30 protein-coding genes are annotated in these 25,802 nt (G+C 62.3%); 19 read left to right on the forward strand and 11 right to left on the reverse strand.

The annotated features are described in order from the left end of the window. Window positions 1-169: 169 nt before the first annotated feature. The 8 genes from C1720_RS09140 (at window position 170) to C1720_RS09165 (ending at window position 6,427) form a co-directional block, all read left to right on the forward strand. Complete coding sequence (locus C1720_RS09140; protein ID WP_102283983.1) at window positions 170-1,375, forward strand: pyridoxal phosphate-dependent aminotransferase; 1,206 nt, start codon at window positions 170-172, stop codon at window positions 1,373-1,375. After that, complete coding sequence (locus tag C1720_RS09145) at window positions 1,376-1,747, forward strand: TfoX/Sxy family protein (protein WP_233199898.1); 372 nt, start codon at window positions 1,376-1,378, stop codon at window positions 1,745-1,747. A gap of 95 nt (window positions 1,748-1,842) precedes the next feature. Then, the gene (gene hisB, locus C1720_RS09150; protein ID WP_102283984.1) at window positions 1,843-2,439 is read left to right on the forward strand and encodes an imidazoleglycerol-phosphate dehydratase HisB; all 597 of its coding nucleotides are present in this window, start codon (window positions 1,843-1,845) and stop codon (window positions 2,437-2,439) included. A gap of 312 nt (window positions 2,440-2,751) precedes the next feature. Further along, a complete protein-coding gene (locus tag C1720_RS09155) occupies window positions 2,752-3,735 on the forward strand; it encodes a peptidoglycan recognition protein family protein (protein WP_158241688.1) in 984 nt (327 codons plus the stop codon). 6 nt (window positions 3,736-3,741) lie between these two features. Beyond that, window positions 3,742-4,218 carry a hypothetical protein gene (locus tag C1720_RS09160; RefSeq protein WP_146006829.1) on the forward strand — a complete coding sequence of 159 codons (477 nt, stop codon included), beginning with the start codon at window positions 3,742-3,744 and terminating at the stop codon, window positions 4,216-4,218. A gap of 203 nt (window positions 4,219-4,421) precedes the next feature. Beyond that, on the forward strand, window positions 4,422-4,898 hold the full coding sequence (locus C1720_RS13100; RefSeq protein WP_146006958.1) for a hypothetical protein: 477 nt from the start codon (window positions 4,422-4,424) through the stop codon (window positions 4,896-4,898). A gap of 202 nt (window positions 4,899-5,100) precedes the next feature. Further along, window positions 5,101-5,577, forward strand: coding sequence for a hypothetical protein (locus C1720_RS13105; RefSeq protein ID WP_146006959.1), 477 nt, complete (start codon window positions 5,101-5,103; stop codon window positions 5,575-5,577). Window positions 5,578-5,695: 118 nt separating this feature from the next. Beyond that, window positions 5,696-6,427, forward strand: a complete 732-nt coding sequence (locus C1720_RS09165; protein ID WP_102283986.1) for an imidazole glycerol phosphate synthase subunit HisH — start codon at window positions 5,696-5,698, stop codon at window positions 6,425-6,427. A 169-nt stretch (window positions 6,428-6,596) separates the two neighbouring features. On the opposite strand, the gene C1720_RS13110 is transcribed toward C1720_RS09165, so the two are convergent. Continuing rightward, window positions 6,597-6,965: a hypothetical protein gene (locus C1720_RS13110; RefSeq protein ID WP_146006960.1), complete on the reverse strand. Its 369-nt coding sequence runs from the start codon at window positions 6,963-6,965 to the stop codon at window positions 6,597-6,599. 36 nt (window positions 6,966-7,001) lie between these two features. On the opposite strand from C1720_RS13110, the gene C1720_RS09170 reads away from it, so the two are divergent. The 3 genes from C1720_RS09170 (at window position 7,002) to queC (ending at window position 9,937) form a co-directional block, all read left to right on the forward strand. After that, the gene (locus tag C1720_RS09170) at window positions 7,002-7,730 is read left to right on the forward strand and encodes a hypothetical protein (RefSeq protein WP_102283987.1); all 729 of its coding nucleotides are present in this window, start codon (window positions 7,002-7,004) and stop codon (window positions 7,728-7,730) included. A gap of 106 nt (window positions 7,731-7,836) precedes the next feature. Further along, window positions 7,837-8,613 (forward strand): 1-(5-phosphoribosyl)-5-[(5-phosphoribosylamino)methylideneamino]imidazole-4-carboxamide isomerase, encoded by a 777-nt coding sequence (gene hisA, locus C1720_RS09175; RefSeq protein ID WP_102283988.1) that lies wholly within the window; start codon window positions 7,837-7,839, stop codon window positions 8,611-8,613. A 583-nt stretch (window positions 8,614-9,196) separates the two neighbouring features. Next, complete coding sequence (gene queC / locus C1720_RS09180; protein ID WP_050714620.1) at window positions 9,197-9,937, forward strand: 7-cyano-7-deazaguanine synthase QueC; 741 nt, start codon at window positions 9,197-9,199, stop codon at window positions 9,935-9,937. A 101-nt stretch (window positions 9,938-10,038) separates the two neighbouring features. On the opposite strand, the gene C1720_RS13115 is transcribed toward queC, so the two are convergent. Further along, window positions 10,039-10,263: a hypothetical protein gene (locus tag C1720_RS13115; protein WP_146006961.1), complete on the reverse strand. Its 225-nt coding sequence runs from the start codon at window positions 10,261-10,263 to the stop codon at window positions 10,039-10,041. Here C1720_RS13115 and C1720_RS09185 point away from each other — a divergent pair. Genes C1720_RS09185 through alaS form a run of 3 tightly spaced genes read left to right on the forward strand, consistent with a single transcriptional unit; the run spans window position 10,262 to window position 14,034 of the window. Further along, a complete protein-coding gene (locus C1720_RS09185; protein WP_199170985.1) occupies window positions 10,262-10,675 on the forward strand; it encodes a type II toxin-antitoxin system Phd/YefM family antitoxin in 414 nt (137 codons plus the stop codon). The genes C1720_RS13115 and C1720_RS09185 overlap by 2 nt on opposite strands. 9 nt (window positions 10,676-10,684) lie before the next feature. After that, on the forward strand, window positions 10,685-11,134 hold the full coding sequence (locus C1720_RS09190; RefSeq protein ID WP_102283989.1) for a TA system VapC family ribonuclease toxin: 450 nt from the start codon (window positions 10,685-10,687) through the stop codon (window positions 11,132-11,134). Continuing rightward, complete coding sequence (alaS, locus tag C1720_RS09195; RefSeq protein ID WP_233199900.1) at window positions 11,131-14,034, forward strand: alanine--tRNA ligase; 2,904 nt, start codon at window positions 11,131-11,133, stop codon at window positions 14,032-14,034. Before C1720_RS09190 ends, alaS begins: the two co-directional genes overlap by 4 nt. A 542-nt stretch (window positions 14,035-14,576) precedes the next feature. Here alaS and C1720_RS14610 read toward each other — a convergent pair. Further along, window positions 14,577-14,690, reverse strand: coding sequence for a transposase (locus C1720_RS14610; protein ID WP_102283991.1), 114 nt, complete (start codon window positions 14,688-14,690; stop codon window positions 14,577-14,579). A gap of 269 nt (window positions 14,691-14,959) precedes the next feature. Between C1720_RS14610 and C1720_RS09205 the strand changes: the two genes are divergently transcribed. Together C1720_RS09205 and C1720_RS14440 are read left to right on the forward strand one after the other, a co-directional pair. Further along, the gene (locus C1720_RS09205; protein ID WP_199170986.1) at window positions 14,960-15,625 is read left to right on the forward strand and encodes an alpha/beta hydrolase family protein; all 666 of its coding nucleotides are present in this window, start codon (window positions 14,960-14,962) and stop codon (window positions 15,623-15,625) included. 60 nt (window positions 15,626-15,685) lie between these two features. Next, complete coding sequence (locus C1720_RS14440) at window positions 15,686-15,817, forward strand: hypothetical protein (protein ID WP_255397819.1); 132 nt, start codon at window positions 15,686-15,688, stop codon at window positions 15,815-15,817. Here the strand turns inward: C1720_RS14440 and C1720_RS13120 are convergent, their stop codons facing one another. Further along, window positions 15,818-16,033: a hypothetical protein gene (locus C1720_RS13120; protein WP_146006962.1), complete on the reverse strand. Its 216-nt coding sequence runs from the start codon at window positions 16,031-16,033 to the stop codon at window positions 15,818-15,820. Between the two features lie 174 nt (window positions 16,034-16,207). Here C1720_RS13120 and C1720_RS09215 point away from each other — a divergent pair, with 174 nt between their 5' ends. Continuing rightward, the gene (locus C1720_RS09215; RefSeq protein ID WP_146006963.1) at window positions 16,208-16,405 is read left to right on the forward strand and encodes a hypothetical protein; all 198 of its coding nucleotides are present in this window, start codon (window positions 16,208-16,210) and stop codon (window positions 16,403-16,405) included. Between the two features lie 59 nt (window positions 16,406-16,464). Here the strand turns inward: C1720_RS09215 and C1720_RS09220 are convergent, their stop codons facing one another. Continuing rightward, a complete protein-coding gene (locus C1720_RS09220; RefSeq protein ID WP_102283994.1) occupies window positions 16,465-16,869 on the reverse strand; it encodes an RnfH family protein in 405 nt (134 codons plus the stop codon). After that, window positions 16,866-17,318: a type II toxin-antitoxin system RatA family toxin gene (locus C1720_RS09225; protein ID WP_050714614.1), complete on the reverse strand. Its 453-nt coding sequence runs from the start codon at window positions 17,316-17,318 to the stop codon at window positions 16,866-16,868. Before C1720_RS09225 ends, C1720_RS09220 begins: the two co-directional genes overlap by 4 nt. Before the next feature lie 132 nt (window positions 17,319-17,450). Here C1720_RS09225 and smpB point away from each other — a divergent pair, with 132 nt between their 5' ends. Further along, the gene (smpB, locus tag C1720_RS09230; protein ID WP_050714613.1) at window positions 17,451-17,939 is read left to right on the forward strand and encodes an SsrA-binding protein SmpB; all 489 of its coding nucleotides are present in this window, start codon (window positions 17,451-17,453) and stop codon (window positions 17,937-17,939) included. 612 nt (window positions 17,940-18,551) lie between these two features. On the opposite strand, the gene mutL is transcribed toward smpB, so the two are convergent. Continuing rightward, a complete protein-coding gene (mutL, locus tag C1720_RS09240; RefSeq protein ID WP_102283996.1) occupies window positions 18,552-20,465 on the reverse strand; it encodes a DNA mismatch repair endonuclease MutL in 1,914 nt (637 codons plus the stop codon). An 80-nt stretch (window positions 20,466-20,545) separates the two neighbouring features. Between mutL and C1720_RS09245 the strand changes: the two genes are divergently transcribed. Then, window positions 20,546-21,037: a hypothetical protein gene (locus C1720_RS09245; RefSeq protein ID WP_102283997.1), complete on the forward strand. Its 492-nt coding sequence runs from the start codon at window positions 20,546-20,548 to the stop codon at window positions 21,035-21,037. Between the two features lie 153 nt (window positions 21,038-21,190). On the opposite strand, the gene C1720_RS09250 is transcribed toward C1720_RS09245, so the two are convergent. From C1720_RS09250 to C1720_RS09265, 4 genes are all read right to left on the reverse strand, one after another. Continuing rightward, entirely contained in the window at window positions 21,191-21,973 is a 783-nt protein-coding gene (locus tag C1720_RS09250; RefSeq protein WP_102283998.1) for a ChbG/HpnK family deacetylase, read from the reverse strand. Then, entirely contained in the window at window positions 21,945-22,400 is a 456-nt protein-coding gene (locus C1720_RS09255) for a GtrA family protein (RefSeq protein ID WP_102283999.1), read from the reverse strand. The genes C1720_RS09250 and C1720_RS09255 overlap by 29 nt, the downstream gene beginning before the upstream one ends. Then, window positions 22,397-23,392, reverse strand: a complete 996-nt coding sequence (locus C1720_RS09260; RefSeq protein ID WP_102284000.1) for a glycosyltransferase family 2 protein — start codon at window positions 23,390-23,392, stop codon at window positions 22,397-22,399. Before C1720_RS09260 ends, C1720_RS09255 begins: the two co-directional genes overlap by 4 nt. A 255-nt stretch (window positions 23,393-23,647) precedes the next feature. Next, complete coding sequence (locus C1720_RS09265; protein WP_102284001.1) at window positions 23,648-25,147, reverse strand: glycosyltransferase family 39 protein; 1,500 nt, start codon at window positions 25,145-25,147, stop codon at window positions 23,648-23,650. Between the last annotated feature and the right edge of the window lie 655 nt (window positions 25,148-25,802).

The raw sequence follows: 25,802 nt of genomic DNA on the forward strand, positions 1-25,802 counted from the left end.
GGTCCTAGTGAAACCTGCGCAGAACGGCTTTTTAACCCCATCAAATTTGCTCCTGTTTTTGCTTCGTTCTGGCTGATGGTGCGAACGCTGCTGACCCCGCCTTTGGGCGGCTGGCGCCTGCTGCCTCTGTAACATTCGTTTCTTTGACTGCCGTCTCGCGCGCCTTGCCATGACCTCGCCCACGCCTTCTTCTTCTGCCGCCCTTTCCGCCCCTTTGCCCGCGCTGGAGCGCATCCGCGCCGATGTGCAGGCCATGCACGCTTACCTGGTTCAGTCTTCCGAAGGGCTGCTGAAGCTGGACGCCATGGAAAACCCCTACGGCTTGCCGCCCGACTTGCAGCAGGCGCTGGGCGAGCGGCTGGGGCGCGTGGCCATCAACCGTTATCCGGGCACGCGCTTCAATGACCTGAAAGCGGCCCTGGCCCGCCACGCGCGACTGCCCGAGGGCTGGGCGCTGATGCTGGGCAATGGTTCGGACGAGCTGATCACCCTGCTGGCGCTGTGCTGCTCGCGGCAGGACGGCGAGCAGCCCGCCGCCATGCTGGCGCCCATGCCCAGCTTCGTGATGTACCCGCTGGCGGCACACCTGCATCACATGGACTTTCACGCCGTGCCGCTGCGGCCCGACTTTCAGCTGGATGAAGCGGCCATGCTCGCCGCCATTGAATCGCTGCGCCCCGCGCTGCTGTGGCTGTCACACCCCAACAACCCCACAGGCACGTTGTGGGACGAGGCAGCGATGGCCCGCCTGATCGAGGCGCAGGGCCGCGCAGGCGGCATTGCAGTCATTGACGAGGCGTACCAGCCCTTTGCTGCGCGCACCTGGCTGGACGCCGCGCGCCAGCGCCCTGCCGAGCACGCGCATGTGCTGGTGATGCGCACCTTGAGCAAATTCGGCCTGGCCGGCGTTCGCGTGGGCTATCTGATGGGCGATGAGCGCCTGATCAGCCAGATTGACAAAGCCCGCCCGCCCTACAACCTGGGCAGCCTGAACATTGAGTGCGCGCTCTTCGCGCTGGAGCACGCCAGCGTGTTTGACGAGCAGGCCCGGCTGATTCGCCAGGAGCGCGAGCGCCTGCAAGCCAGTCTGCACCGCCTGCCCGGCACGCGCCCTTACCCCAGTGAAGGCAACATGGTGCTGCTGCGCGTGGCCCCTGAGGGCGCGCCCGCCAGCGAGGCCGCCGCCTTCGCCCGCTGCGTGTTCGAGGGCATGAAGGCACGCGGCGTGCTGGTGCGCGATGTATCAGCCATGCACCCCATGCTGGCGGGCTGCCTGCGCCTGACAGTGGGCAGCGCCAGCGACAACGCGCGGATGCTCGCCGCCCTCACGGCCGCGCTGGCTGACGCCCTGAATGCGGCCATTCAGCCTGCCTGAATGAATGCAAAACGGAATGAAAGCGCGGTGGGATCGATGCCATCAAGCAGGCAATATCTCGATTTTGTGCTGGACCAATTATCGGAAGCCGAAGGCATCAGCCACCGGGCCATGATGGGAGAGTACATTATTTACTGCCGGGGAAAGGTTATCGGCGGCATTTACGATAACCGGTTTCTCGTCAAGCCGGCGAAATCGGCGCAATCGCTCATGCCCAATGCGCCGCGTGAAATACCTTACCCGGGCGCAAAAGCCATGCTGCTGGTACAGGAGCTTGAAAACCGGCCCTTTTTGGCCCGGCTGGCGGCCGCCCTGCATGATGAATTGCCTGCGCCCAAGGCAAAATCCAAAAAGAAAACCGTCTGCCGCTGAAAACGCAAGCCCGTCAAAATGGAGCGCCGTCAAAATAAATTTCCGCCTGAATATTTTGACCGGCATTTTTCAATAATCTGAATCACGATGAAATCATGAATACTGCCCGCACCGCCGAAATCGCCCGCCACACCGCCGAAACCCGCATTGCCGTGCGCCTGAATCTGGACGGCGCAGGCCGCGCCAGGCTGGCCACCGGCATCGGCTTTTTTGACCACATGCTTGATCAAATCGCCCGCCACGGCCTGATTGATCTGGACGTGGACTGCGTGGGTGATTTGCACATTGACGGCCACCACACCGTGGAAGACGTGGGCATCGCCATCGGCCAGGCGCTCAAGGCCGCCGTGGGCGACAAGCGCGGCATTGCCCGCTACGGCCATGCCTACGTGCCGCTGGACGAAGCCTTGAGCCGCGTGGTCATCGACCTTTCAGGCCGCCCTGGTCTTTTCGCCCACCTGCCGCTCACCAGTGCCATGGTGGGCCAGTTCGACACGCAGCTGGTGCGCGAGTTTTTCCAGGCCCTGGCCAATCACGCCTTCATCACCCTGCACATCGACAACCTGCGCGGCGACAACGCCCACCACCAGATCGAAACCGTGTTCAAGGCTTTTGGCCGCGCCCTGCGCATGGCCGTGGCCCCCGACCCTCGCGCGGCAGGCAGCGTGCCTTCCACCAAAGGCAGCCTGTGAGGCCAGCCTTGCGCGCGGCTATCCGGCGCTCCTTGCGTCATTGATGCGGGGCACCCGACATGGAGCCAGACAGCGTGCGTTCCGTCCGGCTTCCGCCTTGCCATTCAAGTCCTTCGCCTTTTCTCCTTGAAATCGAATTCCACAAAAGCGGTGGCAAAGAAGCTGAATGCCAGAATGGCTTGCAAAAAATGACGGTTAACAAACTTCACAAACAAATAAACAATAAATGAAACATACATATTGCAAGGAATAAATATTACGTATAACCTTCGGCCTGCCCGAATGTCAGGGTTTTTCATCAAGGAGCAGGCCATGAACGGAATATCCAGCACTGCCTCCCGCAGCAGCCTTCAATCCCTGCCCGATGCGCCCCAGCCGCAGCCCACCGGCGCAGACAGCCCGCAGCCAGCCCCCAGCCCCTCCACGCCCGGCAACAGCCAAACGCTCACGCGGATGGCGCGCGATGCCCGCCCGCCCCTGGCAGGCCAGCAGCAAGCCGCAGCGGCAGACGCCAAAGGCGCGGCAACCGGCGCCTCACAGCTCAACATTGACGACAAAGGCCACGTCCAGCATGAAAGAGTGCTGCTGAAAACGGCGGCAGGGCGCGAAACCATCAGCCCGAAGATTGAGCGCAAGGAAATGCCAGAGGTGAATGGATTGGTAATTCACCAGACAGATTCACCCACAGTTTCTTCCACCTTGAATAGTTATGCGCTAAAAGGAGCCAATGGCGCTCATTTTCTGATTGACAAGGATGGAACCATTTATCAGACGGCTTCGCTGAAGCGGAAAACAAATCATGTGGGGCCACTTAGAAGCCGCTGCGCACAGGAAAAAAGCTGTTCGCCTGAAGAAACGGAGCTGAATGAAAAATTCAATCCTACAAAAGAAAACCAGCGGGAAAGCAAGAAACCGGCGGGGGAGCGCTTTCCCTCCAATAGCGACTCCATTGGAATCGAACTGGTGGGCATGTCTTACAAGGCCAAAAGTCATCAGGAAACCAGCAATCTGGATGGCAGTTTCAACTTCCTGATTACCACCACAGACGGGAAAACGCTAAAATATGAAAATCTGTCGGCTGATGTCGCCAGCCGGATGCGGGAGGAAATCAAGGAAAGCAAGCTCAGAAAAAAATATTATATTTTTGAACAAGTAACAACCCAGCAAAATGAGTCCCTTCAATGGCTGACGCAGCAGCTACGCAGAGAATATTCAATACCGGAATCAGAAGTCTTTGCTCACCCAACAGTTTCCCGCAAAACAGGTTCGGAAGCGCTGACAGCTCAATGGAGATAAACCGTCATGAATTTCAAATGGCTAGTCTGCCTGCCTTTCATTATGACGCCTGGCGTCATGTCTTTGGCCCAAGAGATGCCTGTTCATGATGCCTGCGTGGATATATTGGAAGAGGACTTTGCAGACGACACGATCACGCTATGCCCATCGCCATTGCCGCCGATCGAAATGATTCAGGTGGAAGGTTACAGTGAAAGCAAAAAGGAAGCAGGAGAGCCGGACTGCAATACATTTCATCCGGACGCTGCCACGGTGCGGCGCTATTTTTCAAAAGCGCGGCAAATTAGCCGTCAGGATTGGATGCATAAGATAATTATGGTTTCATGTGAAGCTTATGGAAGAATGGCGCTGCAAGATGGACGCAAAGCAGAATGGAGCGTTAGCCCCAGCCGCGCAGCTCTGATCAGGATTGATGAAGGGGCATACCAGGAATACTTCTTCTTTTGCTCGAAAGCGGATTGCGGTTTCCCGCCATTCTGGTAACAAGCGTCTATTTCAACAATTGCCTTCAAGCGCAGCGCATGAAGGCAATTTGTTTTGGAGACGATGACACGCATAAGCCCCAATGCCCCACCAGAAATCCGCGCAATGAATATTCAATGCCAGAATTGGAAGTTTTTGCTCATCCAGCAGTTTCCCGTAAAACAGGTTCGGAAGCGCTGACAGCCCGATGGAGATAAAACGTCATGAATTTCAAATGGCTAACCTTCCTGCCTTTCATTCTGACGTCTGGCAACATATCTTTGGCCCAGCAAATGATTATCCATGATTCCTGTGTAAAAGTCTTGGAAGAGGACTTTGCTGACGATAGGATCACGCTATGCCCTTCGTCACTGCCGCCGATCGAAACGATTCAGGTGGAAGGTTACAGTGAAAGCGAAAAGGAAGCAGGAGAGCCGGACTGCAATACATTTCATCCGGACGCTGCCACGGTGCGGCGCTATTTTTCAAAGGCGTGGCAAATCAGCGGCCAAGACTGGATGCATACGCTAACCATGGTTCCATGCAGCGCTTATGGCTCTATGACGCTGCAAGGCGGACGCAAAGCAGAATGGGGCATTAGGCCCAGCCGTGCAGGTCTCATCAGGCTTGATGGAGGGGCATACCAGGAATACTTTTTCTTTTGCTCGAAAGCAGATTGCGGTTTCTCGCCGTTCTGGTAATAAGCGCTCTTTCAGCAATCGCCTTCATGAGCAGTGCATGAAGGCAATTTTTTCTGGAAACGAAGGCATGCATAAACCTCAATGCTCTGCCGGGAATCTGCGCGGTGAATATTCAATACCAGAATCGACAGTCTTCGCTCATCCGCCGGTTTCCTGTAAAACTAGTTCGAAAGCGCTGACTGCTCAATGGAGATAAATCGTCATGAATTTCAAATGGCTAGCCTTCCTGCCTTTCATTCTGACGTCTGGCAACATATCTTTGGCCCAGCAAATGACTATTCATGATTCCTGTGTAAAAGTCTTGGAAGAGGACTTTGCTGACGATAGGATCACGCTATGCCCTTCGTCACTGCCGCCCATCAAGACAATTCAGGTGGAACGTTATAGTGAGAGCAAAAAGGGAATAGGGGAGCCGGATTGCAATACATTTCATCCGGACGCCGCTACAGTGCGGCGCTATTTTTCAAAAGCGCGGCAAATTAGCCGCTGGGACTGGACGCATAAGCTAACCATGATTTCATGCAGCGCTTCTGGCTCCATGACGCTGGAAGATGGGCGCAAAGCGCGCTGGGGAATTAGACCCAGCCGCGCGGCTCTCATCAGAATTGATGGAGGAGACTACCAGGAATACTTCTTCTTTTGCTCGAAAGCGGATTGCGGTTTTTCGCCATTCTGGTGACAAGCGGCCATTTCAACAATCGCCTTCATGTGGCGCGTGAAGGCGATTTTTATTGGGATAATGGGGCCCAAATTTGCATATACAGACCATGCAGATTGACTTCTCTTTTTGATGTGCCATGACCTCTACTTCCGTCGCCATTGTTGATTACGGCATGGGCAATCTGCGCTCCGTGGCGCAAGCCGTGCTGCATGCCGCACAGGGCCTGCCCGTGAGCGTGGCTGTTACCAGCCAGCCGCAGGCCGTGCGCGATGCCGCGCGCGTCATCCTCCCCGGCCAGGGGGCCATGGGCGACTGCATGGCCGCCTTGCGAGCCAGCGGCTTGCAGGAAGCCGTGCTGCAAGCTGCTGCCAGCAAACCGCTTCTGGGCATTTGCGTGGGCATGCAAATGCTGTTGGAGCACAGTGCCGAAGGCCACACCGCTGCTGGCACGCCAGGGCTGGCGCTGTTGCCGGGTGAAGTGCTGAAATTCGACTTCGCGGGCCGCCGCGCGCCTGACGGCAGCGCCTACAAAGTGCCGCAAATGGGCTGGAACCGCGTGCGCCCCTGCACGCATTCAGGCGTCCGGCACCCGCTCTGGGAAGGCGTGCGCAACCCGCCCGCGCCGGGCGAGGGCAGGGCCGCCGGGGCCGAAGAAGCGGATGGCGGCGAGCCGTGGTTCTACTTCGTTCACAGCTACTACGCCTGCTGTGCCCGCGCCGAAGACGTAGCGGGCCAGACCGAATATGGCGGCCTGCGCTTTGCCAGCGCCATCGCGCGCGGCAACCTGTTCGCCACGCAGTTCCACCCCGAAAAAAGCGCGGAACAGGGCTTGCGCCTGTTTCGCAATTTCCTGCGCTGGAATCCGTGAAGGCCGCGAGGGCGGCGCTCATTCAGCAGCGCGCCCGGAAAACGGGCGAGTAAATGACTGCGCCTGCCCGCACTGCGCAGGGCATCTCGCGCCTTTCAGCATCCACATCTAGCGGGCCTCTGGAGCCGGGACTGCCAAGAATAAACACTGGTTTTTCAGGTATTTTCTATCAGGTTTGCGGCGATGCTTCCTTGATTTTTTTTGAATGGACTGCGGATTTTCGGGTCATAGGCATGTCTTTGCAGGATTCTCCAAATAAGCAGACAAACTTTCCGGCCTGAAATCCGCAGCAATATTCTGAAAATATCCATGAAGTATTCCGGCTTGGTATTTCATTGGGCAGCAGCGCCCGTCGCGCCCATGACCGGGCAAGCCCTGAACGGCCAGATGCGCCCCCCCCAGTGCCAGTTGCGATAAAGTCGCCGCCGCCATTGGAGGCCAAGACGGCCGCGCCAATGGCAGGCAAAACCGGTTGCGGCGGCCGGCGCCGAAATTCGTGAAAGTGCAGACGCCCATTCAACGCCTTATTCGCTTTCATTCACCCCGTTCATTCAACCCGCTCAGGAGATTCAACATGGAAAACAATGCGCTCATTCAATACGGCTCCACGCAAGACAGCCGCACTTTCCACGCCGTGCGCCAAACCGAGCAAATCTGCGCATGGACGGTGCTGGGCATTGGCGGCTTTCTGCTGCTCGTGCTCATTGCCAATGTGCTCAGCTCGTTTTTCAAACATGGCATGGGCGAGGCCATTTTGGCGCTGCTGCTTGTGGGCGTGGTGCTGTGCCTGGTCTTTGTGGGCGTCACCAAGCTGCTGGAGCTGCTGGTTTTCAAGCCCTGGAAGGCCGTGCGCTACAGCGCCTGCGCCAAGCGCATGGCCGCCGAGGCGCAGCAAAACGGCCTGCGCCCTGTGGCCGCCCATCAGTGGACGTGGCCGCAGCCCGGCGTGCTGGCGCTGGACAGGCAGAACAACGCGCTGTTCGCCTGTGTCTGGGGCAACGGCTACGAGCGCTTGCTGCTTTCGCCGCGCGAAGTCATTGGCGTGAAGGTGGAGCGAGAGTCTGAAATCCATACCGATACGAAGCATGGCGGCAGCTTCGCCATCTTTTCCTCTGGCGGCTGGGGCTACCAGTTCGGCAGCCGCTCCAAGTCCAAGTCCGTCACCATCGAGCGCGCTTTTCTGGAGATTCACTACCAGCGCGAAGGCGCGGCCGCGCCCGGGTGGGTGGCCGTTCCTTATGGCGAGGAGCGCCGCGAAGCCGATTCAATGGCCGTGGCCATCCAGCAATGGCAGCGGCAGTAAGCCTGGCTGCCGGCCATTGGCGTGTTTCTTGCAGGAAAACACTCATTGCGCCCGCTGGCGCGCACGCCAGAATGCACCGGTTTTCTCTTCTTTCCCAGCAGCATCCATGCTTCTCATCCCCGCAATTGATCTGAAAGACGGCCACTGTGTGCGCCTCAAGCAAGGCGACATGGCCCAGGCCACCACCTTCAGCGAAGCGCCCGCCGACATGGCCGCGCACTGGCTGGAGCAAGGCGCGCGCCGCCTGCACTTGGTTGATTTGAATGGCGCCTTTGCCGGCAAGCCGCAGAACATGGCGGCCATTCGCGCCATCTTGCGGCAAGTGGCGGGCCAGGCGCCCGTGCAGCTGGGCGGCGGCATCCGCGATCTGGACACCATTGAAAAGTACCTGGACGCGGGCATCAGCCACGTCATCATCGGCACCGCCGCCGTCAAAAACCCCGGTTTTCTGAAAGACGCCTGCGCCGCGTTTGACAGCCACATCATCGTGGGCCTGGACGCGCGCGAGGGCAAAGTGGCCACCGACGGCTGGAGCCGCGCCACGCACCACGAAGTGACCGATCTGGCGCGCAAGTTCCAGGACTGGGGCGCGCAAAGCATCATCTACACCGACATAGGCCGCGACGGCATGCTCACCGGCATCAACATCGAGGCCACCGTGCGCCTGGCGCAGGCGCTTTCCATTCCCGTCATCGCCTCCGGCGGCCTGTCTTCAATGAGCGACATCGAACAGCTCTGCGCTGTGCAGGGCGAAGGCATTGAAGGCGTGATTTGCGGCCGCGCCATCTACAGCGGCGCGCTGGACTTTGCCGCCGCGCAGGCCCGCGCCGACGCGCTGTGCGCCAGCGCGGACAAGCCAGCGAGCGGCGCGGCCCGCGCGTGAGAGCCTGCTCGCAGCCCAGCCTTCATGCGCCGGGTTTAGGTTCAGCGCCTCATTTAGCTCCGCTTTTCATAGCGTGAGGTCCTAGTGAAACCAGCGCAGGGCAGCTTTTCGATACCCCTGAATTTGCTCCTGTTTCTGCTGTTTCATGGTGCTTGCCAGAAGCTGGCTGCCGCCTGCCGCCAAGGGTAAAACGCCCGTGCGGGCCAAGTTGTCCGCTTCTTGATCCTCCAGATAACCTGTTCACACCCCGTTCGCAGACGCCAGAAGCGCAAACTCGGGCGATCTGCGGCCTTGCAAGCCCTCGCCGGGCTGCAAATTGAATGCAAGTGAGCTGTGCGTGAAGCACAAGCCCGTTTACACCTTGCTGCTCCATCCTGATGCGCCGCCTCTGGCGGTCAGACTTTGCGGCCAGATGCTGAACAGGTTCCGGTTAAGGCGGGCTGTCAGTCCGCGCGGCCATGGCGGGCAAGAAGGCCGTGTCCGCTTCAGGCCCGAGGCCGCAAGCCCAGCCAGCGCCAGACCTCCAGCATGGCCAAAGCCAGCGATCTGGCCGCCCTTCATCTTTGTTGTCCCTTTCACCGCCATGTCTGAAGCACACCGCAATGCCCTCGTTTTGTTTTCCGGCGGGCAGGACTCCGCCACCTGCCTGGCCTACGCCCTCACGCGCTACGAGCGCGTGGAAACCATCGGCTTTGACTACGGCCAGCGCCATCGCGTGGAGCTGACGCAGCGGCTGGCCGTGCTTGCTGCGCTGCGCCAGCGCTTTGCGGCCTGGAGCGGGCGGCTGGGAGAGGACCACGTGCTCGATTTGCCCGTGCTCGGCCAGATCAGCGACACCGCCATGACGCGCGACATCGCCATCGAAACACAAGCCGGCGGCATGCTCAACACCTTTGTGCCTGGCCGCAATTTGCTGTTTCTCACCCTGGCGGCGGCGCTGGCCTGGCGGCGCGGCCTGAGCGTCATCGTCACCGGCGTGTGCGAAACCGATTTTTCCGGCTACCCCGATTGCCGCGACGACACCATGAAAGCCCTGCAAGTGGCGCTCACCCTCGGCATGGACCGCCGCTACGTCATCGACACCCCGCTCATGTGGCTGGACAAGGCCGCAACCTGGCAGCTCGCACACGATTTGGGCCAGCAGGCCGACCCCGCAGGCGGCGGCGCAGACCTGGTGCGTCTGATTACCGAGCACACCCACACCTGCTACCTGGGCGACCGCACCCATCGCCACCCCTGGGGCTGGGGCTGCGGCCACTGCCCCGCCTGCGAGCTGCGCGCCCGGGGCTGGGCGAAATACAGCCAGCCGCGCTCAAGCAGCTGATCGCACCTGGCTCGTAGTCGGACTATGAACAGCTTCCAGGGCCATCTTTAGCTCCTGAAAGCAAAGCTGGACGTGTCTTGACTGATGGCCTGCCCCAAGGTTCAGGCACCAGGAAAGCAGAAAAAGGCTTTTTCCGCTTCTTTATCAATAGCATGGTGTCTTGGCGGAATGTGCGCCAATGCCGTTTCAATGCGCCTTGAATCCGCTCCTCTTTTTAATGCGCTGGTTTGCGGCGAACTGTCTCGATGCCGCCTAGAATCTGGCTGATTCAACCAGTTGGGCCAGGCCGTGCGCTTGGCCTGTTTTTTCGCAAGGAGACCCCACATGACTGCCGCCATGCCGGCCGCGAGCGCGGCCACTGTGGGCTTGTTTGAGGCCAAGACCCGTTTGTCCGAATACGTCGCCCGCGCCGAGCGGGGCGAAGAAGTCATCATCACCCGGCACAACAAGCCCGTGGCCCGCATCGTGCCCATGACGGCTGAAGCGCCCGCGCGGCCCGTGCCGCGTTTTGTGCAGCGCACGTTCCATATGGGACTGCCACAGCAGCCAGACGCCGGGCAGCCAGGCAAGCTGGCAGGCGAGCTGGACGTGCAGGCATTTTTGGCGCTGGACGCCCGGCTCCATGCCGAGTGGCAAGCGCAGCGAAAACAGCCGCCGCGCCGTTCTGGCCGCTCCAGGCATGCAGCGCAGCAGCCCGCCGCCAGCGCAGATGCCGCAAGCAAAGCCGCCGCAGATTGAGACCGCGCCGTGAAGCTGCCTGATACCAATGTGCTGGTTTACAGCGTCAATGCCAGCAGCCCCCAGCATGCGGCGGCCACGGTCTGGCTGGAGCAGGCGTTTGCCAGCCAGAACGTGGCCTTTGCCTGGAATGCGCTGATTGGCTTTGTGCGCATTGCCACGCATCCGCGCGTGATGCCCGCGCCTTTGTCGGTGGCCGAGGCCACAGGCGTGGTGGACGAGTGGCTGGCGCATCCGCATGCCGTGCTGGCGCAGCCGGGCGCCCGCCATGCCGATTTGTTTTTCAAGCTCTTGCTGCAATGCGGCGCGGGCGGCAACCTGACCAATGACGCCCACCTGGCCGCGCTGGCCATTGAGCACGAAGCCGCCGTGGGCACGTTTGACGCCGATTTCCTCCAGTTCAGGGGCGTGCAAGTGGATTTGCTGCGCCCTGATTCTTTTCCTTCACAACAACCATGACGACCCATTCAGTCCCCCACATGTCCGTGGCGCAAATCCGCCAGACTTTTCTCGACTTTTTCGCCGCGCGCGGGCACACCATCGTGCCTTCTTCGCCACTGGTGCCTGCCAACGACCCCACGCTCATGTTCACCAACAGCGGTATGGTGCAGTTCAAGGATGTGTTTCTGGGCGCCGACAAGCGCCCCTACCACCGCGCCACCAGCGTGCAAGCCTGCCTGCGCGCGGGCGGCAAGCACAACGATCTGGAAAACGTGGGCTACACCGCGCGCCACCACACTTTTTTCGAGATGCTGGGCAACTGGAGCTTTGGCGACTATTTCAAGAAAGAAAGCCTGCAATGGGGCTGGGAGCTGCTCACGCAGGTCTACAAGCTGCCGCCCGAGCGCCTGCTGGCCACCGTCTATCACGAAGACGACGAGGCATATGACATCTGGACGAAAGTCATCGGCCTGCCGCCCGAGCGCGTGATTCGCATCGGCGACAACAAGGGCGGCAAATACAAGAGCGACAACTTCTGGATGATGGCCGACACCGGCCCTTGCGGCCCCAGCAGCGAAATCTTCTACGACCACGGCCCCGGCGTGCCCGGCGGCCCTCCCGGCAGCCCCGATGAAGACGGCGACCGCTTCATTGAAATCTGGAACCACGTGTTCATGCAGTTTGAAATGCATGAAGACGGCAGCGTCACCCGCCTGCCCGCGCCCTGCGTGGATACCGGCATGGGGCTGGAGCGCCTGGCCGCCATCTTGCAAGGCGTGCACAGCAATTACGAGATTGATTTGTTTCAGGCGCTCATCCGCGCCGCCGCGCGCGAAGTGGGCGTGCCCTTCAGCATGGACGTGCCCAGCCTGAAGGTGATTGCCGACCACATCCGCGCCTGCTCTTTTCTCATTGCCGACGGCGTCATTCCCGGCAACGAAGGGCGCGGCTATGTGCTGCGCCGCATCATCCGCCGCGCCATCCGCCACGGCTACAAGCTGGGGCAAAAGCAGCCGTTTTTCTACAAGCTCGTGCCTGATCTGGCGCGCGAAATAGGCAGCGCCTATCCGCGTTTGGTCGAGCAGGAGGCGCACATCACCGAAACGCTTAAGGCCGAGGAAGAACGCTTCTTCGAGACGCTGGAAAAGGGTATCAACTTTCTTGAGTTTGGTATCGCCTGGTCGAGACTTCCTAGTTACGAAAGAGGAAATGCTCAAAAGGGTCAGAAATTATCTACTCCAAAAGAACATACTGAGTTTAGGGCGCTTGCCCATGTAAATATTCACGGGAAACGATGTGTCGTTATTCCTAGGCGGGACATGCTTACTTTGGAAAGTGCTTCTTATATTTACCCGGATTTTTGGGGAAAATCACTCAGCCAGTCTGGAACCTGGTTGCCTCAATGGGTGGAGGCTATAAAAGATTGGGCAAATAAAAACGCTTCCGGTTCTGTATTGAATGGTCACGTGGCGTTTGAACTGCACGACACTTACGGCTTCCCGCTCGACCTCACGCAAGACGTGTGCCGAGAGCGCGGCGTGACGGTGGATGTAGCCGGTTTCGATGCTGCCATGCAGCAGCAGAAAGACGCTGCCCGCGCCGCCGGCAAGTTCAAGATGGACAAGCTGCTCGAATACGATGGCGAAGCGGGCGTCTTTACCGGCTACGAGGAAATGACCCACGATGCTTGCCGCGTCGTTGCGCTATACGCCGATGGCGCCAGCGCGGACGAACTGAAAGCGGGGCAGGCCGGCGTGGTTGTGCTCGACACCACGCCTTTCTACGCCGAAAGCGGCGGCCAGGTGGGCGATGCCGGCCTGCTCACCGCCCCCGGCGTGGTGTTTGAAGTGGCCGACACACAAAAAATCAAGGCCGGCGTGCACGGCCACCACGGCGCGCTCACGCAAGGCGCGCTCAAGGTGGGCGACGCCGTGCAGGCGCAAGTGGACGCGCTGCGCCGTCAGGCCACCATGCGCAACCACAGCGTCACCCACCTCATGCACAAGGCCCTGCGCGAAGTGCTCGGCAGCCATGTGCAGCAAAAAGGCTCGCTCGTCGATGCCGCCAAAACCCGCTTTGACTTCACGCACGGCGCGCCCGTCACGCCCGAAGAAATCGCCGAAATCGAACGCCGCGTGAACGCCGAAATCCTGGCCAACACCGCCACGCAAGCGCGCGTGATGGACATCGACAGCGCCCGCGAAACCGGCGCCATGATGCTTTTTGGCGAGAAATACGGCGACACCGTGCGCGTGCTCGACATCGGCGCCAGCCGCGAGCTGTGCGGCGGCACCCACGTGGCCCGCACCGGCGACATTGGCCTGTTCAAAATCGTCATGGAAAGCGGCGTGGCCGCCGGCATCCGCCGCGTGGAAGCCATCACGGGCCTGAACGCCCTGAACTGGGCGCGAGCCACCGAAAACGCCGTGCAATCGGCCGCCGCCGCCCTGCATGCCCCCGCTGCCGATCTGCAAGGCCGCCTGCGCCAAACGCTCGATCACATCAAAACGCTGGAAAAAGAAGTGGCCCAGCTCAAGGGGCGCCTGGCCAGCGCACAGGGCGGCGAACTGGCCAGCCAGGCCGTCAGCGTTCATGGCGTGCAGGTGCTCGCCGCCCGCCTTGATGGCGCAGACGCCCAAACCCTGCGCGAGACGATGGACAAGCTCAAAGACAAGCTCAAAACCGCCGCCATCGTGCTGGCCGCCACATCCGAAGGCAAAGTGCAGCTGGCCGCAGGCGTCACGCCCGACACCGTGGGCCGCATCAAGGCGGGCGAACTTGTGAACTTCGTTGCCCAACAAGTAGGCGGCAAAGGCGGCGGCAAGCCCGACATGGCCATGGCCGGCGGCACCAACGTCGCCGCGCTGCCCCAGGCCCTGCAAAGCGTGCAAGAGTGGGTGGCCGCCAAACTGGCTTGAGAGCCTGCTCGCATCGTGGGAGCGAAAAGCGCGGCCTCGGGCGCGGCTTGCGGCGTTGCGACCCATCCCAATCCGCTCTTTCGCCCCTCACGTTCAAATCATGAACTGGTTCTGAAAGCCAGCGCCCGGGGCTGCCAGGCCCGGGCGGCAAGAGAACAGCCAGAAAGGGAAGCCAAAAGGAAAATCCCAAAAGGAGCCAAAACAATGAGCAAAGGCCGGCGTCGATTGGGTCTTTGCGGGATCACGATTGGCACGCCTTGCGCTTGCAATGGCTCTATCAGCCATTGAACATCAAACGCTTTGTCTGCCAGCGCCAGCAGCGCCCCAAACTTTTGGTTCCGGATCAGTTCTTGGTCTCCTTTGCTGGCATGGCATCAGAGCGAACTTGAGCAGATTGCCGGCGCATCGCACAAGGCCCGTATCCTGCCGGGTGAGTGGCCTATGGCCTGGCTTTGAGTCCCGCGCCCGGGCTGTGACGGTGCACTTTCACGGTCGTGGCATCGGCCATGGCGTATTGCATATCCGGCTGGTCGCTGACGGCATCAAAGAGTTTTTGCCTTGCCCCCGTCGCGAAAGCGCTTGAAGACGGTGTTGCATTTGCCAAATTCTTCAGGCCAATCGCGCCAGGGGCTGCCTGTGCACACGATCCACGGCACGGCCTCTGCAAATCAAGCGCTTATTCGCGCCTCTTGGCACTGCATCGCCAGGCGTGCCCAGGCAGTGCGGGGTCATTAGCGCTCACTGCTTGTCGTTTGATACTCATCTTTCCATGGCGGGATTGCAGCCATAAGAGGTGATTTTCAACAATCCCTAGTGGAAAGTGCGCAAAACGGCATTTCATACTCCCTGAATTTGCTCCCGCTCTGCCGAAGCCATTACCCGCCCTTACTCGGGCTTACAACGGAGCCATCACCCTGCTGCCCCCGTGTTGCCTCACGATCAATTCTGGTTTGAAAACTTCCGCATGGGCATCTTCCCGAATCTGTTTGCAGACGGTCAGTTTCCCAAAGATGCCGCCAGCCTGAACCAGTTTTTGCGCCAAATCACGCCCAACACCGGTGCGTATGATTTGGATGTGGTATCCGATGCCGTTGCCGCCGTGTTCGACCGTATTGGCGAAGACGTGTTGATTGCCCACTCACAAGGCGGCGGCCCCGGTTGGCAGACCGTGCTGAAAAATCCTGAAAAAGTGAAAGTCGTGGTTTCCTACGAACCCGGCACCGAGTTTGTTTTCCCCGAAAAAGAAATGCCGAGCGTTGCCACACCCGCTAACGACGCCGCCAACATTTCACTCTCGCAGCCTATCAGTACTGAACGTTTCGCCCTGCTGACCCAAATGCCCATCATCATCTATGACGGTGATTACATTTCGGTAGAGAACCCGCATTGGGCATCGCAGCGGTGGATTGAACGCATCCGTATGGCGCAAGCCTTTGCCGACTGCGTAAATCGCCACGGCGGCGACGCGAGCGTTGTGCAGTTGCCTGACATCGGCATACGCGGCAACAGTCATTTCGCCTTTATCGAAGCAAATAACGTGGAAATCACTGATGTGTTGGAAAACTGGTTGGAAGAAAAAGGTCTGAAATAAGCAGCCCGCACACGATAAAGCTAGCCTTCCCTTATTTACAATCAGTCTCCAAGAAGTTCCATGAACCTCGCCATCACCGCAAGAAAAAAGCTTTTTCCTTGCGGAAATCCCGTTGGATTGCTTGAGGTTCCACTGCAGACAGCATTTGCTGGTGCGGCGGGTTTGGGAAGGATTCGAAATAACCCGAGATGACTATTGGCAGCGATAGCCGTCTCTTTTTTTATACGCTGCCACTTTCGGATAGGCGCAGAGCGGCATTTTTAATAATGTTTGCGCAAGGTTTGCCGCCTCGTCCTTCTCCTCCGCTTGATAGGCGGATGGCGGCGGGCCGCCAGTGGCAAAAGGTGCTGAAAAACGAGGCACGGCGGCCATTTCCTTGTCCGTCAGGCACTTGCGCGCGGCATACACGTTTGCCCCCGGCTTTTCCACAGCTTTGCGCCCGCAGGGTGTGAAAAAGCCGGTTTGCTCTGAACAGGTTCTCGCGCCAGGGGCCGCGAGCGCGGCGCTGCCAAAAAAGAAGGCAGCGGCGGCGAATCCTTGGCTTTCAGTCACTTGCGCGCGCCGTACCGGCTTGTCCACGGCTTGCCCACAGCTTTGCGCCCGGCGCGTGTGCAAAACCGCCGCGCCTGGCTGGCGCGCCCTGCCCATTTTTCAGGCAAATCATGCGCCGCCTTGCCGCGCAGGCACTTGCGCGCGCCATACCGGTTTGCCCACGGCTTTTCCACAGGCTTGGGCCTGGGCGATGGGGACAAATGGAGCAAGTGGAACGAGCCGGGCTGAATCGTGCGAAATCGTGCGGGGATAAGCGGCGCGGCGGACGCCGGATTGCCAACAGGCTCTCAATACCCGGCTTTGCCGCCGGGTCTGCGGCGGGCGAACAGGCCTGCGGTGCGCGCGCCCTGGCTGGCAAAGCGCTCGCGGCGCGCCCGTTTGGGATCGACGCGCAGGGGCCGCCAGATTTCCACGCGGTCGCCGTCTTGCAAGGCCGCGCCGGGCGCGCAGGGGCGGCCCCAGATGCCGTAGGCCAGCGCGGCGCGCGCGTTTTCAGGCAGCCCTTGCAGCAGGCCGCTGGCCTGCACGGCCTGCGCCAGGGTGGCGTCTGCGGGCAGTTGCAGGCGGGCCAGCTGTACCTGGCGCGCGGCGCTGGCCCAGGCGACAGTGACGCCAATGAGGCCGCTGGCGCCGCCGCATGAGGGGGGGCTGGCGGCGGGTGAGGCGGATGAGGGCGGCGCGGCGTTCGTCATGGCTGGCCGTACACCTGCTCGGCGCGCTGGATGAAGGCGTCCACCATCGTGGCGGCGATCTTGTCGAACACGGGGCCGACCAGCGCCGACAGCGCCTTGCTGTCAAAGCCGTAGTCCAGCGCCAGCGTCACGCGGCAGGCGCGCTCGCCCGCCTGCCCCACGGGGGTGAAAGTCCACAGGCCATTGAGCGTGGAAAAGGGGCCTTTGACCAGCTGGATGCGCAGCTCGCGGTCTGCAATGTGCGTGTTGTAGGTGACAAAGCTTTGCTTCAGGCCCTTGAAGGCGATGCCGACTTCGGCGGTCATGCCCTTGCCGTCCGCGTCTTGTCCGATGACGCGGCCCAGGCTGCACCAGGGCAGAAATTCAGGGTAGCGGGCCACGTCCCGCACCAGCTCGAACATCTCGTGGGCGCTATACCAGATAAGAACGGATTTGCGGACGGTTTTCATGGAAAATCTCGCGTTTTTCGCGCGCCTGGCCTTCGGCTGGCCTGGGCGTCAAGCCGCAAATTCTAGAAACCCACAGGGTTTCAGCCTTTTTCCTGCCTTCCCTCCCGCTTTTCATTCAGCCTTTCTTCACGCATGGCCGCCAAGAAAAAAACCGCTTCCAAAACGCCCAACCCCGTCATTGCCAGCAATAAAAAGGCCGCCTTCAATTACTTTTTTGAAGAGCGTCACGAAGCGGGCATGGTGCTGCAAGGCTGGGAAGTGAAGGCGCTGCGCGCGGGCAAGGCGCAACTGACCGACGGCTACGTGGTCATTCGCGGCGGGGAGCTGTTTGTCATTGGCTGCCAGATCAACCCGCTGGGCACCGCCAGCACGCATGTGCGCCCCGAGGCGGCGCGCACCAAAAAGCTGCTCATGCACCGCGACGAAATCCGCCGCCTGATCGGCAAGGTGGAGCAAAGGGGCTACACGCTCATTCCGCTGAACCTGCACTGGAAAAATGGCCGCGTGAAGTGCGAAATCGCCCTGGCCAAGGGCAAGGCCGAACACGACAAGCGCGACACCATCAAGGAACGCGAAGGCAAGCGCGAAGCGCAGCGCGCCATGAAGTCGCTCAGCCGCTGACGGCCCGCCCGCCGCCCGCGCCTGCAAGCGGGCCGCAAGGGGCTGCGAGCCGGAATGCAGGCATTTGGAATGCGCAAGGCATGAGCAGAAGACAAGGCGCAAGGGCGTTATTTCGCTTCTGTTTTCATAGCGCATGGTCCTAGTGGAACCTGCGCCGAGCGGCATTTTCAGCCCTTGAATCCGCTCCTGATTTTGATACCGCTCTGCCTTCTCATGGCGGATCTGCAAGGCGCGCGAAGGCATGGCGGCGGAGCCAGCCAGGGCCGCCCGGCTTTCGCTCCGCGCCGTTTTCTCTGCGCAAGAGGGCAGGGCGGCGGCAAGGCGCGAGCGGGCCAGCCTGTTCGTTGAACCCGCCGTTTCTGAGGATTTCCGCGCTCGCGCAGGCAGGGGGAATGCGAATGACCCGCTCGGCGTAGAAGGGAAGGAAAGGAGAGACTGAATTCGCTCCTTGATCCATAGCAGAACGTCTTAGTGAAATGGGCGCAGAATGGCATTTCGACTCCCTCAAATTCGCTCTTGTTTTTGATGCAACTGGGCGCAGGGTCTGCCGCCTAGCGGCCGTCTCGGCTCATCCGGCCCATCGCCCATCAAGACCAGGCGGCGAACAGCTTTCTAGCGCCCGCGCAGAAAGAGCGCGTCCAGCTCTTTCATGGAGAGTTGCCGCCAGGTGGGGCGGCCGTGGTTGCATTGGTCGGCGCGGTCGGTGGCTTCCATTTGGCGCAGCAGGGCGTTCATTTCCGGCAGGGTGAGGCGGCGGTTGGCGCGGATGGCGCCGTGGCAGGCCATGGTGGCCAGGATTTCGTGGTGGGCGCGTTGCAGCACGGCGCTGCCTTCGGGCAGGGGGCCTTGTTGGATGAGTTCGGCCAGCACGGCGCGCGCCAGTGCCACGGGGTTGCCTGCGGCCAGCGGGGCGGGCACGGCGCGCACGGCCAGGGTTTTGGGCGAGAAGGGCGTGATTTCCAGGCCCAGCAAGGCGAGCGTGGCGGCGTGCTCTTCCGCAGCAGCGGCTTCTTGCAAGGTGGCGGCGAAGGTGGCGGGAATCAGCAGCGGCTGGCTTTGCACGCGCGAGGCGGCCAGTTGCGCTTTCATGCGCTCGTAAACGATGCGTTCGTGCGCGGCGTGCATGTCCACGATGACCATGCCGGCGGCGTTTTCGGCCAGCACGTAGACGCCGTGGATTTGCGCGACGGCGCGGCCTAATGGGCCGTCTGCTTCGGGGCTGTCCGCTTCGGGGCCGTCCGCCTCGCCCGTCTGCTGTGCCGGGAAGGCGGGCGGCTCGTTGATTTCGTGCCGGGGGCCAGCGCTCATGGCAACCCAGGCTTCGGCCATGCGCTGCGGCGGCACGCGCGGTTCGGGCGGCCAGGCCGCTGGCCGCGCGGCATGCGGGGCCGTGTGCAGCGTCAAGGGTCGCTGTTCGCCCGCGTGGGCGCTGGCCGGGGCGGCATCAGGGGTGTCGCGCTCAACGCTGGCCGTGCCGCCCGCCGCTGCGCCGCCCGCTTGCGCGGCGCGGCTGGCGGCCAGCGCGTTTTCCACGGCGTGGCGCACGGCCTGGTGCACTTGGCGGCTGTCGCGAAAGCGCACTTCGATTTTGGTGGGGTGCACGTTCACGTCCACGCGGGCGGCATCGACTTGCACGTGCAGCAGCCATACGGGCTGGCGGTGGCCGTGCAGCACGTCTTCATAGGCGCTGCGGGCGGCGTGGCTGATGACTTTGTCGCGCACGTAGCGGCCATTGACCCAGGCGTATTGCTGGTCGGCGCGGCTGCGGGCGGCATCGGGCAGGCCCGCGCGGCCCGTCACGCGCACGCCGCCTTCTTCATGCGCCACGGGCAGGCTGCGGGCCAGAAAGTCTTCGCCCAGCACGTCGGCCATGCGCCGCGCCAGCGCCTGCTGCGGCGGCAAGCTGGCGGGCTGCGCGCGCCATTGCTCCAGCAGCTTGCCTTCGTGCCACAGGGCAAAGCCCACGTCGGGCCGCGCCAGCGCGTGGCGGCGCAAAGCTTCCACGCAGTGCGCCAGTTCGGTGGCGTCGGCCTTGAGGAATTTGCGCCGCGCGGGCACGCTGAAGAAAAGTTCTTTGACTTGCACGGTGGTGCCGCGCGCGCGTGCGGCCTGCTGCAATTCGCCCGTGCGCGCCTGAAGCTGCCAGGCGCTGCCGGCCCCTTCGGTGCGCGAGAGCAGCGTTGTTTCGGCCACGGAGGCAATGGCCGCCAGCGCTTCGCCGCGAAAGCCCATCGTGCCGACCGATTCCAGATCGTCCAGGCTGGCGATCTTGCTGGTGGCGTGGCGCTTGAGCGCCGTGGGCAGCTGCGCGGCTTCGATGCCGCTGCCGTCGTCTTCCACGGCAATGAGCCGCACGCCGCCGGCCAGCAGGCGCACGGCAATTTGCGTGGCCCCGGCGTCCAGCGCGTTGTCCAGCAGCTCGCGCACGACCGAGGCGGGGCGCTCGATGACTTCGCCGGCCGCAATCTGGCTGATGAGTTCGTCGGGCAGTTCGCGGATGGGGCGGGCAGGCTGGGGGGCGGGCATGGGGGATTTGCGGAAAGCAGCTTTGAACGCGCCTAGCATAAGTAGGCGGAGCCTGTATCCGGGGAACCAGGCTGGATAGAATGCAGGAAATGGCAAAAATGGAAAAAACGGCATTTGCTCCCATCGCCACCCTGCGTGAACGCTTGATGCTGATTGCCAAGGCGCTCATGCCATTGGCGCCAATGGCGCTGGCTGTGCTATGGCTAAAACGCGTGGCAAAAGATTCCCAATTTGTGCTTTGCCACCCTTATGGCGCTGAAATCGTTTTGTATGGTTTTCTGGCGCTGACGCCATTGAGCATGACAGCCATCATGGTCATGATTCACGGCAGGTTTGCGAGCAGCATTTTGCGGCATCGTCAATTTCCGCCGCCCGGGCACAAAACATTCAGCCGCACCCGCTATCGCCATGGCTGGCGGGCAGTGGCGCTGGGATGGTTGATAGTGGTTTTAATAAGCTGTGTATTTGCAGCTTCTCTTTATGGCGCCTGGCTGGCGCACGAATGGATGGGCCGCCTGAATCACGATGCCATGCGAATGGAGCAGGAAAAGGCATGTCCAAAGCGCGGCTGAAACCATGCGCCCATTGAACAGGAATGCCAGTTTTCCTATTCAATTCTTTCCGCCAGCAAAATCCTGCGTGAATTCAGAAACCAAATATCGGCCACTATTGGCTTTCAGCAGAAAGTCATGGCGGCGTATTCAAAGCGGGCGGCATGTGTTCAATCAGGCCGCCCGCTCCGGCATCTCTCCCCACGCCTGCCCCCGGCAGCCGTGCTGCTGCCAAAGTTCGGCGAAGGCGTCGCTGGCGAGCCAGTGCCATTCGCGTTCGCGGGCGGGGCGGATTTCGTCCTGCCAGCCGGCATCGGGCACGGCGGGGTGGCACATGATGAGCGCGCCTTGCGCAGGGGCGGCGGCCAGCCAGGTTTGCCAGCGGCGGGCAAGGGCGGCGGCGTCGCCGTCGAAGGCATAGACGCCGCCCAGGCAGGCGTTTTGCCGCCAGTGCATGCAGTGGCGGTCCACCCAGCGGCCGCCCAGGGCGTGGATGAGGCGCGATTTGGCGTCGGCCAGCAGCGGGCGCGTGCTGCGCAGGGCCACGGGCGGGCCGTAGCGGCGGCGCGCTTCGGCCAGCAGGCGCTCGCGCACTTGCGGAAACTGGTGCACGTGCTGGTGGCCGTCGATGAAGGCGGGGGGCTGGCCGATCTGGTCTTCAAAGGCATCCATCTGCCGCGCGATGGTTGCTTGCAGCGCGGCGGCGGGCCAGGCGCGCAGCCAGCTGCGGGCCATCACCTGCCCGAGCGTGCCTTGCCGCGCCAGGCCCGTGAGGTCAAAGTGCAGGCCGATGTCGATGCCCGCCTGCCGCAAGGCGGCCAGCTCATCGGGCGCGATGCGGCCCAGGCTCATGAAGCTGGCCGCGTGCACGCGCCCCAGCGCAGCCAGGCGGCACACGGCCTGATTGACGGCGGGCGACAGGCCCAGGTCATCCACGTTGAGGGTGATGTGTTTCATGGCTGAAAGCCCAGAACTTGCCGAGCGCAAAGGTGGCGAGCGTGACCAGCGCGGTGGCGGCCAGCCACGCCGCTTGATAGGCCGCCGGCCCCAGCAGGCGCAGGCCCGCCAGAAACAGCGCGTGATTGAGCGCAAAGCCGCACAGCGAGCTGGCCAGCCAGCGCCACAGGCTGGCGAGCCAGCGCCCGCGCGCGCCCGCATTTGCATCCGCGCGGGCCTGCCGGAAGGTGAACCGGTAATGCCCCGCAAAGCTGACGGCAAAGGCCACGGCAAACGCGCCCACGTTGCCCCACTGCGGCGCCAGCCCGGCGCGCACCAGCAGCACCAGCGCCGCAAAGTGCGTGGCCGCCGCCGCTGCGCCCACCAGCGCGAAGCAGCCCGCCTGCCGGGCGGCGGCGTTCAAGGCGGCGTTCAAGGCGGCGCTCATGGCAGCGGCTCCGGCGGCGGCGCGTCTGGCGCACGGCCTGGCGCGTTGTCCGGCCCGCCGCTTTGCCATTCGTAGTCGATCACGTAGATGGGGCGCTGCTTCACTTCTTCATAAATGCGGCCCACGTATTCGCCCATCACGCCCAGGCAGATGAGCTGCACGCCAGCGGAAAACATGATGCCCGCCACCACCGTGGCCCAGCCGGGCACGTCGCGCCCGAACAGCAGCGTGTCGGCCACGATGAACAGGCCGTAGAGCATGGAAGCGAGCGACACCAGCAGCCCCGTGCGCGAAATCCAGCGCAGCGGCTTTTGCGAAAAAGAAGTGATGCCCACCAGCGCCAGCTCCATCAGGCTGGCGTAGTTGAACTTGCTGCGCCCCTGCGCGCGCGGCGGGGCGGCAAAGGGCAGATACACGGTGTTGAAACCCACCCAGGCATACAGCCCCTTCATGAAGCGCTGGCGCTCGGGCAGCGCCAGCAGGGCATTGACCACCTTGCGGCGCATCAGGCGGAAGTCGCCCGCGCTGGGCCTGATTTCATAGCGCGCGTTGTCCTGCATGAAGCGGTAAAAGCCGCGCTTGAGCAGGCGCATCAGCCCGCCTTCGTGCGGGCGCTCGGCCTGAATGGCGGCCACCATGTCCGCGCCGCTCTCGCCCAGCTGGAGCATTTGCGCCAGCACGGGCACGGGGTGCTGGCCGTCGGCGTCCATCATGGCCACCCAATCGCCTTGCGCGGCGGCCAGCCCCGCGCTCAAGGCCGCTTCCTTGCCGAAATTGCGCGAAAAGGCAATGAAGCGCAGCGCCACATGGGCGGGCAGGCGCGCCTGCTGGGCGCGGCAGGCGGCATCCACCGCGTCACGGCTGCCGTCATTGACCACAACGATCTCTTGCCGCCCCGGCCGCTGCCCCAGCCACTCGCACAAAACGGGCAAAAACGCAGCCAGCGCCTGGGCATCGTTATAGACGGGCAGGATGACGGAAAGGGCAATCATGGCGGGGCAGGGCGGCGAAAGCTCCGGAGGCGGCAAGGGCGCAATGCAATGACTCGGCGCAGCGACTCAATGGCAGGCGCCGGCCTGCCAGGCGAAGCGGCAGAGAAAGGCCGGAGCGGGAGCTTGGCAGCATCAGAAACAGGAGCAAATTAAAGGGTCTGAAAATGGCGTTTGCGCAGATTCCACTAGGACATCATGCTATGGAAGAAGGAGCGAATAAAGGCCGCGCTCACAGCCTGCCCCTGGAACAAGCGCTCAGTCCTGCTTCAGGCAGGCAGGCGGAATATAGGCGCGCCAGCGCACCCGCAGCGGCTCGCGGCCCGGCAGCTTGCCCCACGGCAGCTGCCACTGGCCCTCGCGCACGGCCAGGCCGCGCGCCTCCTCCAGCAGCGGCGCCGAAGGCGTTTTGCCGCCGCCGGGCCACAGCATCAGGCTGCCGCAGCGCTGCACGCGCCGCGCGTTCATCCACGGAGAGTAGGCCGGGTCGTCTTCCACCATCACCGAAGGCGGGCCGGGCAGGGCCGAAGCCGCCAGGCCCGACAGCCAGCCGTCGCCGCTCACGCTGTCCAGCGGGCAGCGGCTCAGGGCCTGCCACTGGGCCTGCACGGCCTGCGCCAGCGCGGCCTGCGGCCAGTCCATGCGCGAAGGCTTGCCGCGCCACTGCGCGCCCCAGGCCAGCAGGGCCGCCATCGCCGCCGTCAGCGCCGCCAGCCACACGGCCACCCCCGCCAGCAGGCGGCGGCCCTGCCGCGCCAGAGCCTGCGGATCGCGCGGCAGCAGGCTGACCAGCATCAGGCCCGACAAGCCCCACATCGGCATGCCCCACTGGTCATGCAGCCCCACGCCCAGCGCCAGCCCCGCCAGCGTCAGCAGCAAGGCCGGAGCCAGCCCCATGAACCACACGAACAGCAAATCCTCGCGTGCGCGCCGTGGCCGTGAATCAGCCCCGCCCGCCGCAGGCCAGCGCAAACGCGCCCGCGTCAGCAGCGCCAGCGGCGCGTGGCTGGCGGCCTGCGCGCCCAGGAAGTTCAGCGCGCTGCCGCGCCCGCCGCCGTGCCCCGCCTCCAAGGCGCGCTCATGCGCATAAACAAAAGGCAGCCATTCATGCTGCGCCAGCCACAGCGCATGAGGCGAAAAAGCCAGCGCCGCCGCTGCCAGCGCCAGCCACGGCCCCGGCGTGCGCAACAGGCGGCGCGCGGGCGTGGCCAGCATGAACAGCCCGGCGGCGGCCAGCAGCACCGCCACCGAATACTTCACCATCAGCCCCAGCCCCGCCAGCGCGCCCAGCAGCAGCCAGAAAGCCGGGTTTCTCTCCGTCAGCGCCACATGAAAGGCCCACAGAAAACCCGCCCACACGGGCAGCTGCGCCAGGTTGTGGTTGAACTCCAGCGAGGGCAGCGTGTAATAGAACACCGCCAGCAGCAGCGCGCTGCCCAGCGCCGCCTGCGGCGGCTCGAGCACCCGCCGCCCCAGCCGCCATGTCAGCCACAGCGCCAGCGCCACGCACAACTGCCCCAGCAAATACGGCCCCAGCGCGCCAAAACAGCGGAAAAACACGTACAGCAGCCAGGAAGAAAGCGGCGGGTGCTTGTAATAGCCCCACTGCCATTCATGCCCCCAGTAAATGCCCTCCACCACATCCAGCGGGAAACTGGCCGCCAGCGCGGCGGGCAAAGCCGCCCACAATGAAAAATACGCCAGCAACCCCGCCAGCCCGGCGAGCGCCTGGCGGCGCGTCAAAATACTTTCCGTCATTGTTCTGCCTGCCCTGATTTTCTTGATGAAAATCAAGATACATTCACTCCATTCAATTTGGCGTCAGGGGCCTTATTCGCCAGAACGCCGGATGGCGCGCGATGCTAGCGTATAACTGCGTATGGCTCGGCGCGGCCCGGCGCAATAGCTTGATTTTTGTCAAGCGCAAAGACGGGCGGGCTTTCCAGGCGGACGCCATTGAACCGCTCCCGAACCGCTATTGAAGTGCCGCCGCGCCGCGCTTTTGACCGGCTTTCCGTGAGAAACGGCTGCGGGCCGCGCGGCCTTGCCTGCCTGAAACGCAATGGCGCATGAAAAAATGATTCCGTGAAATCGCGCCGGAAGAAAACCTGATTAATCTTGTGGATTCAAAAAGTCCTGCCAGGAGGCAAGGCATCATTCGGCGCAGGGCGCGGCGGGCCTGGCCGAAGCTGAAAAAAGCAAAAAGGAGCATCCCGCATCCGCTTGATCCGGGGCGTGTTTTCGGCACGCCTGCCGCAGGGTATTGCATCAAATGAATGTGAGCGCGAATATTTGAATATCCAGAAAATGCCTGGCAGGCAAATCATGAATCGCGCTGGCGCGTTTCGCGCGCTGAAAGCCTGAAAATCACTTTCATATTGCCGCAAAAGCCCGCTCCAGCCCGCGCGCGAAT

The sequence above is a fragment of the Ottowia massiliensis genome (assembly GCF_900240305.1).
Classification (GTDB): Bacteria; Pseudomonadota; Gammaproteobacteria; order Burkholderiales; family Burkholderiaceae_C; genus Ottowia; species Ottowia massiliensis.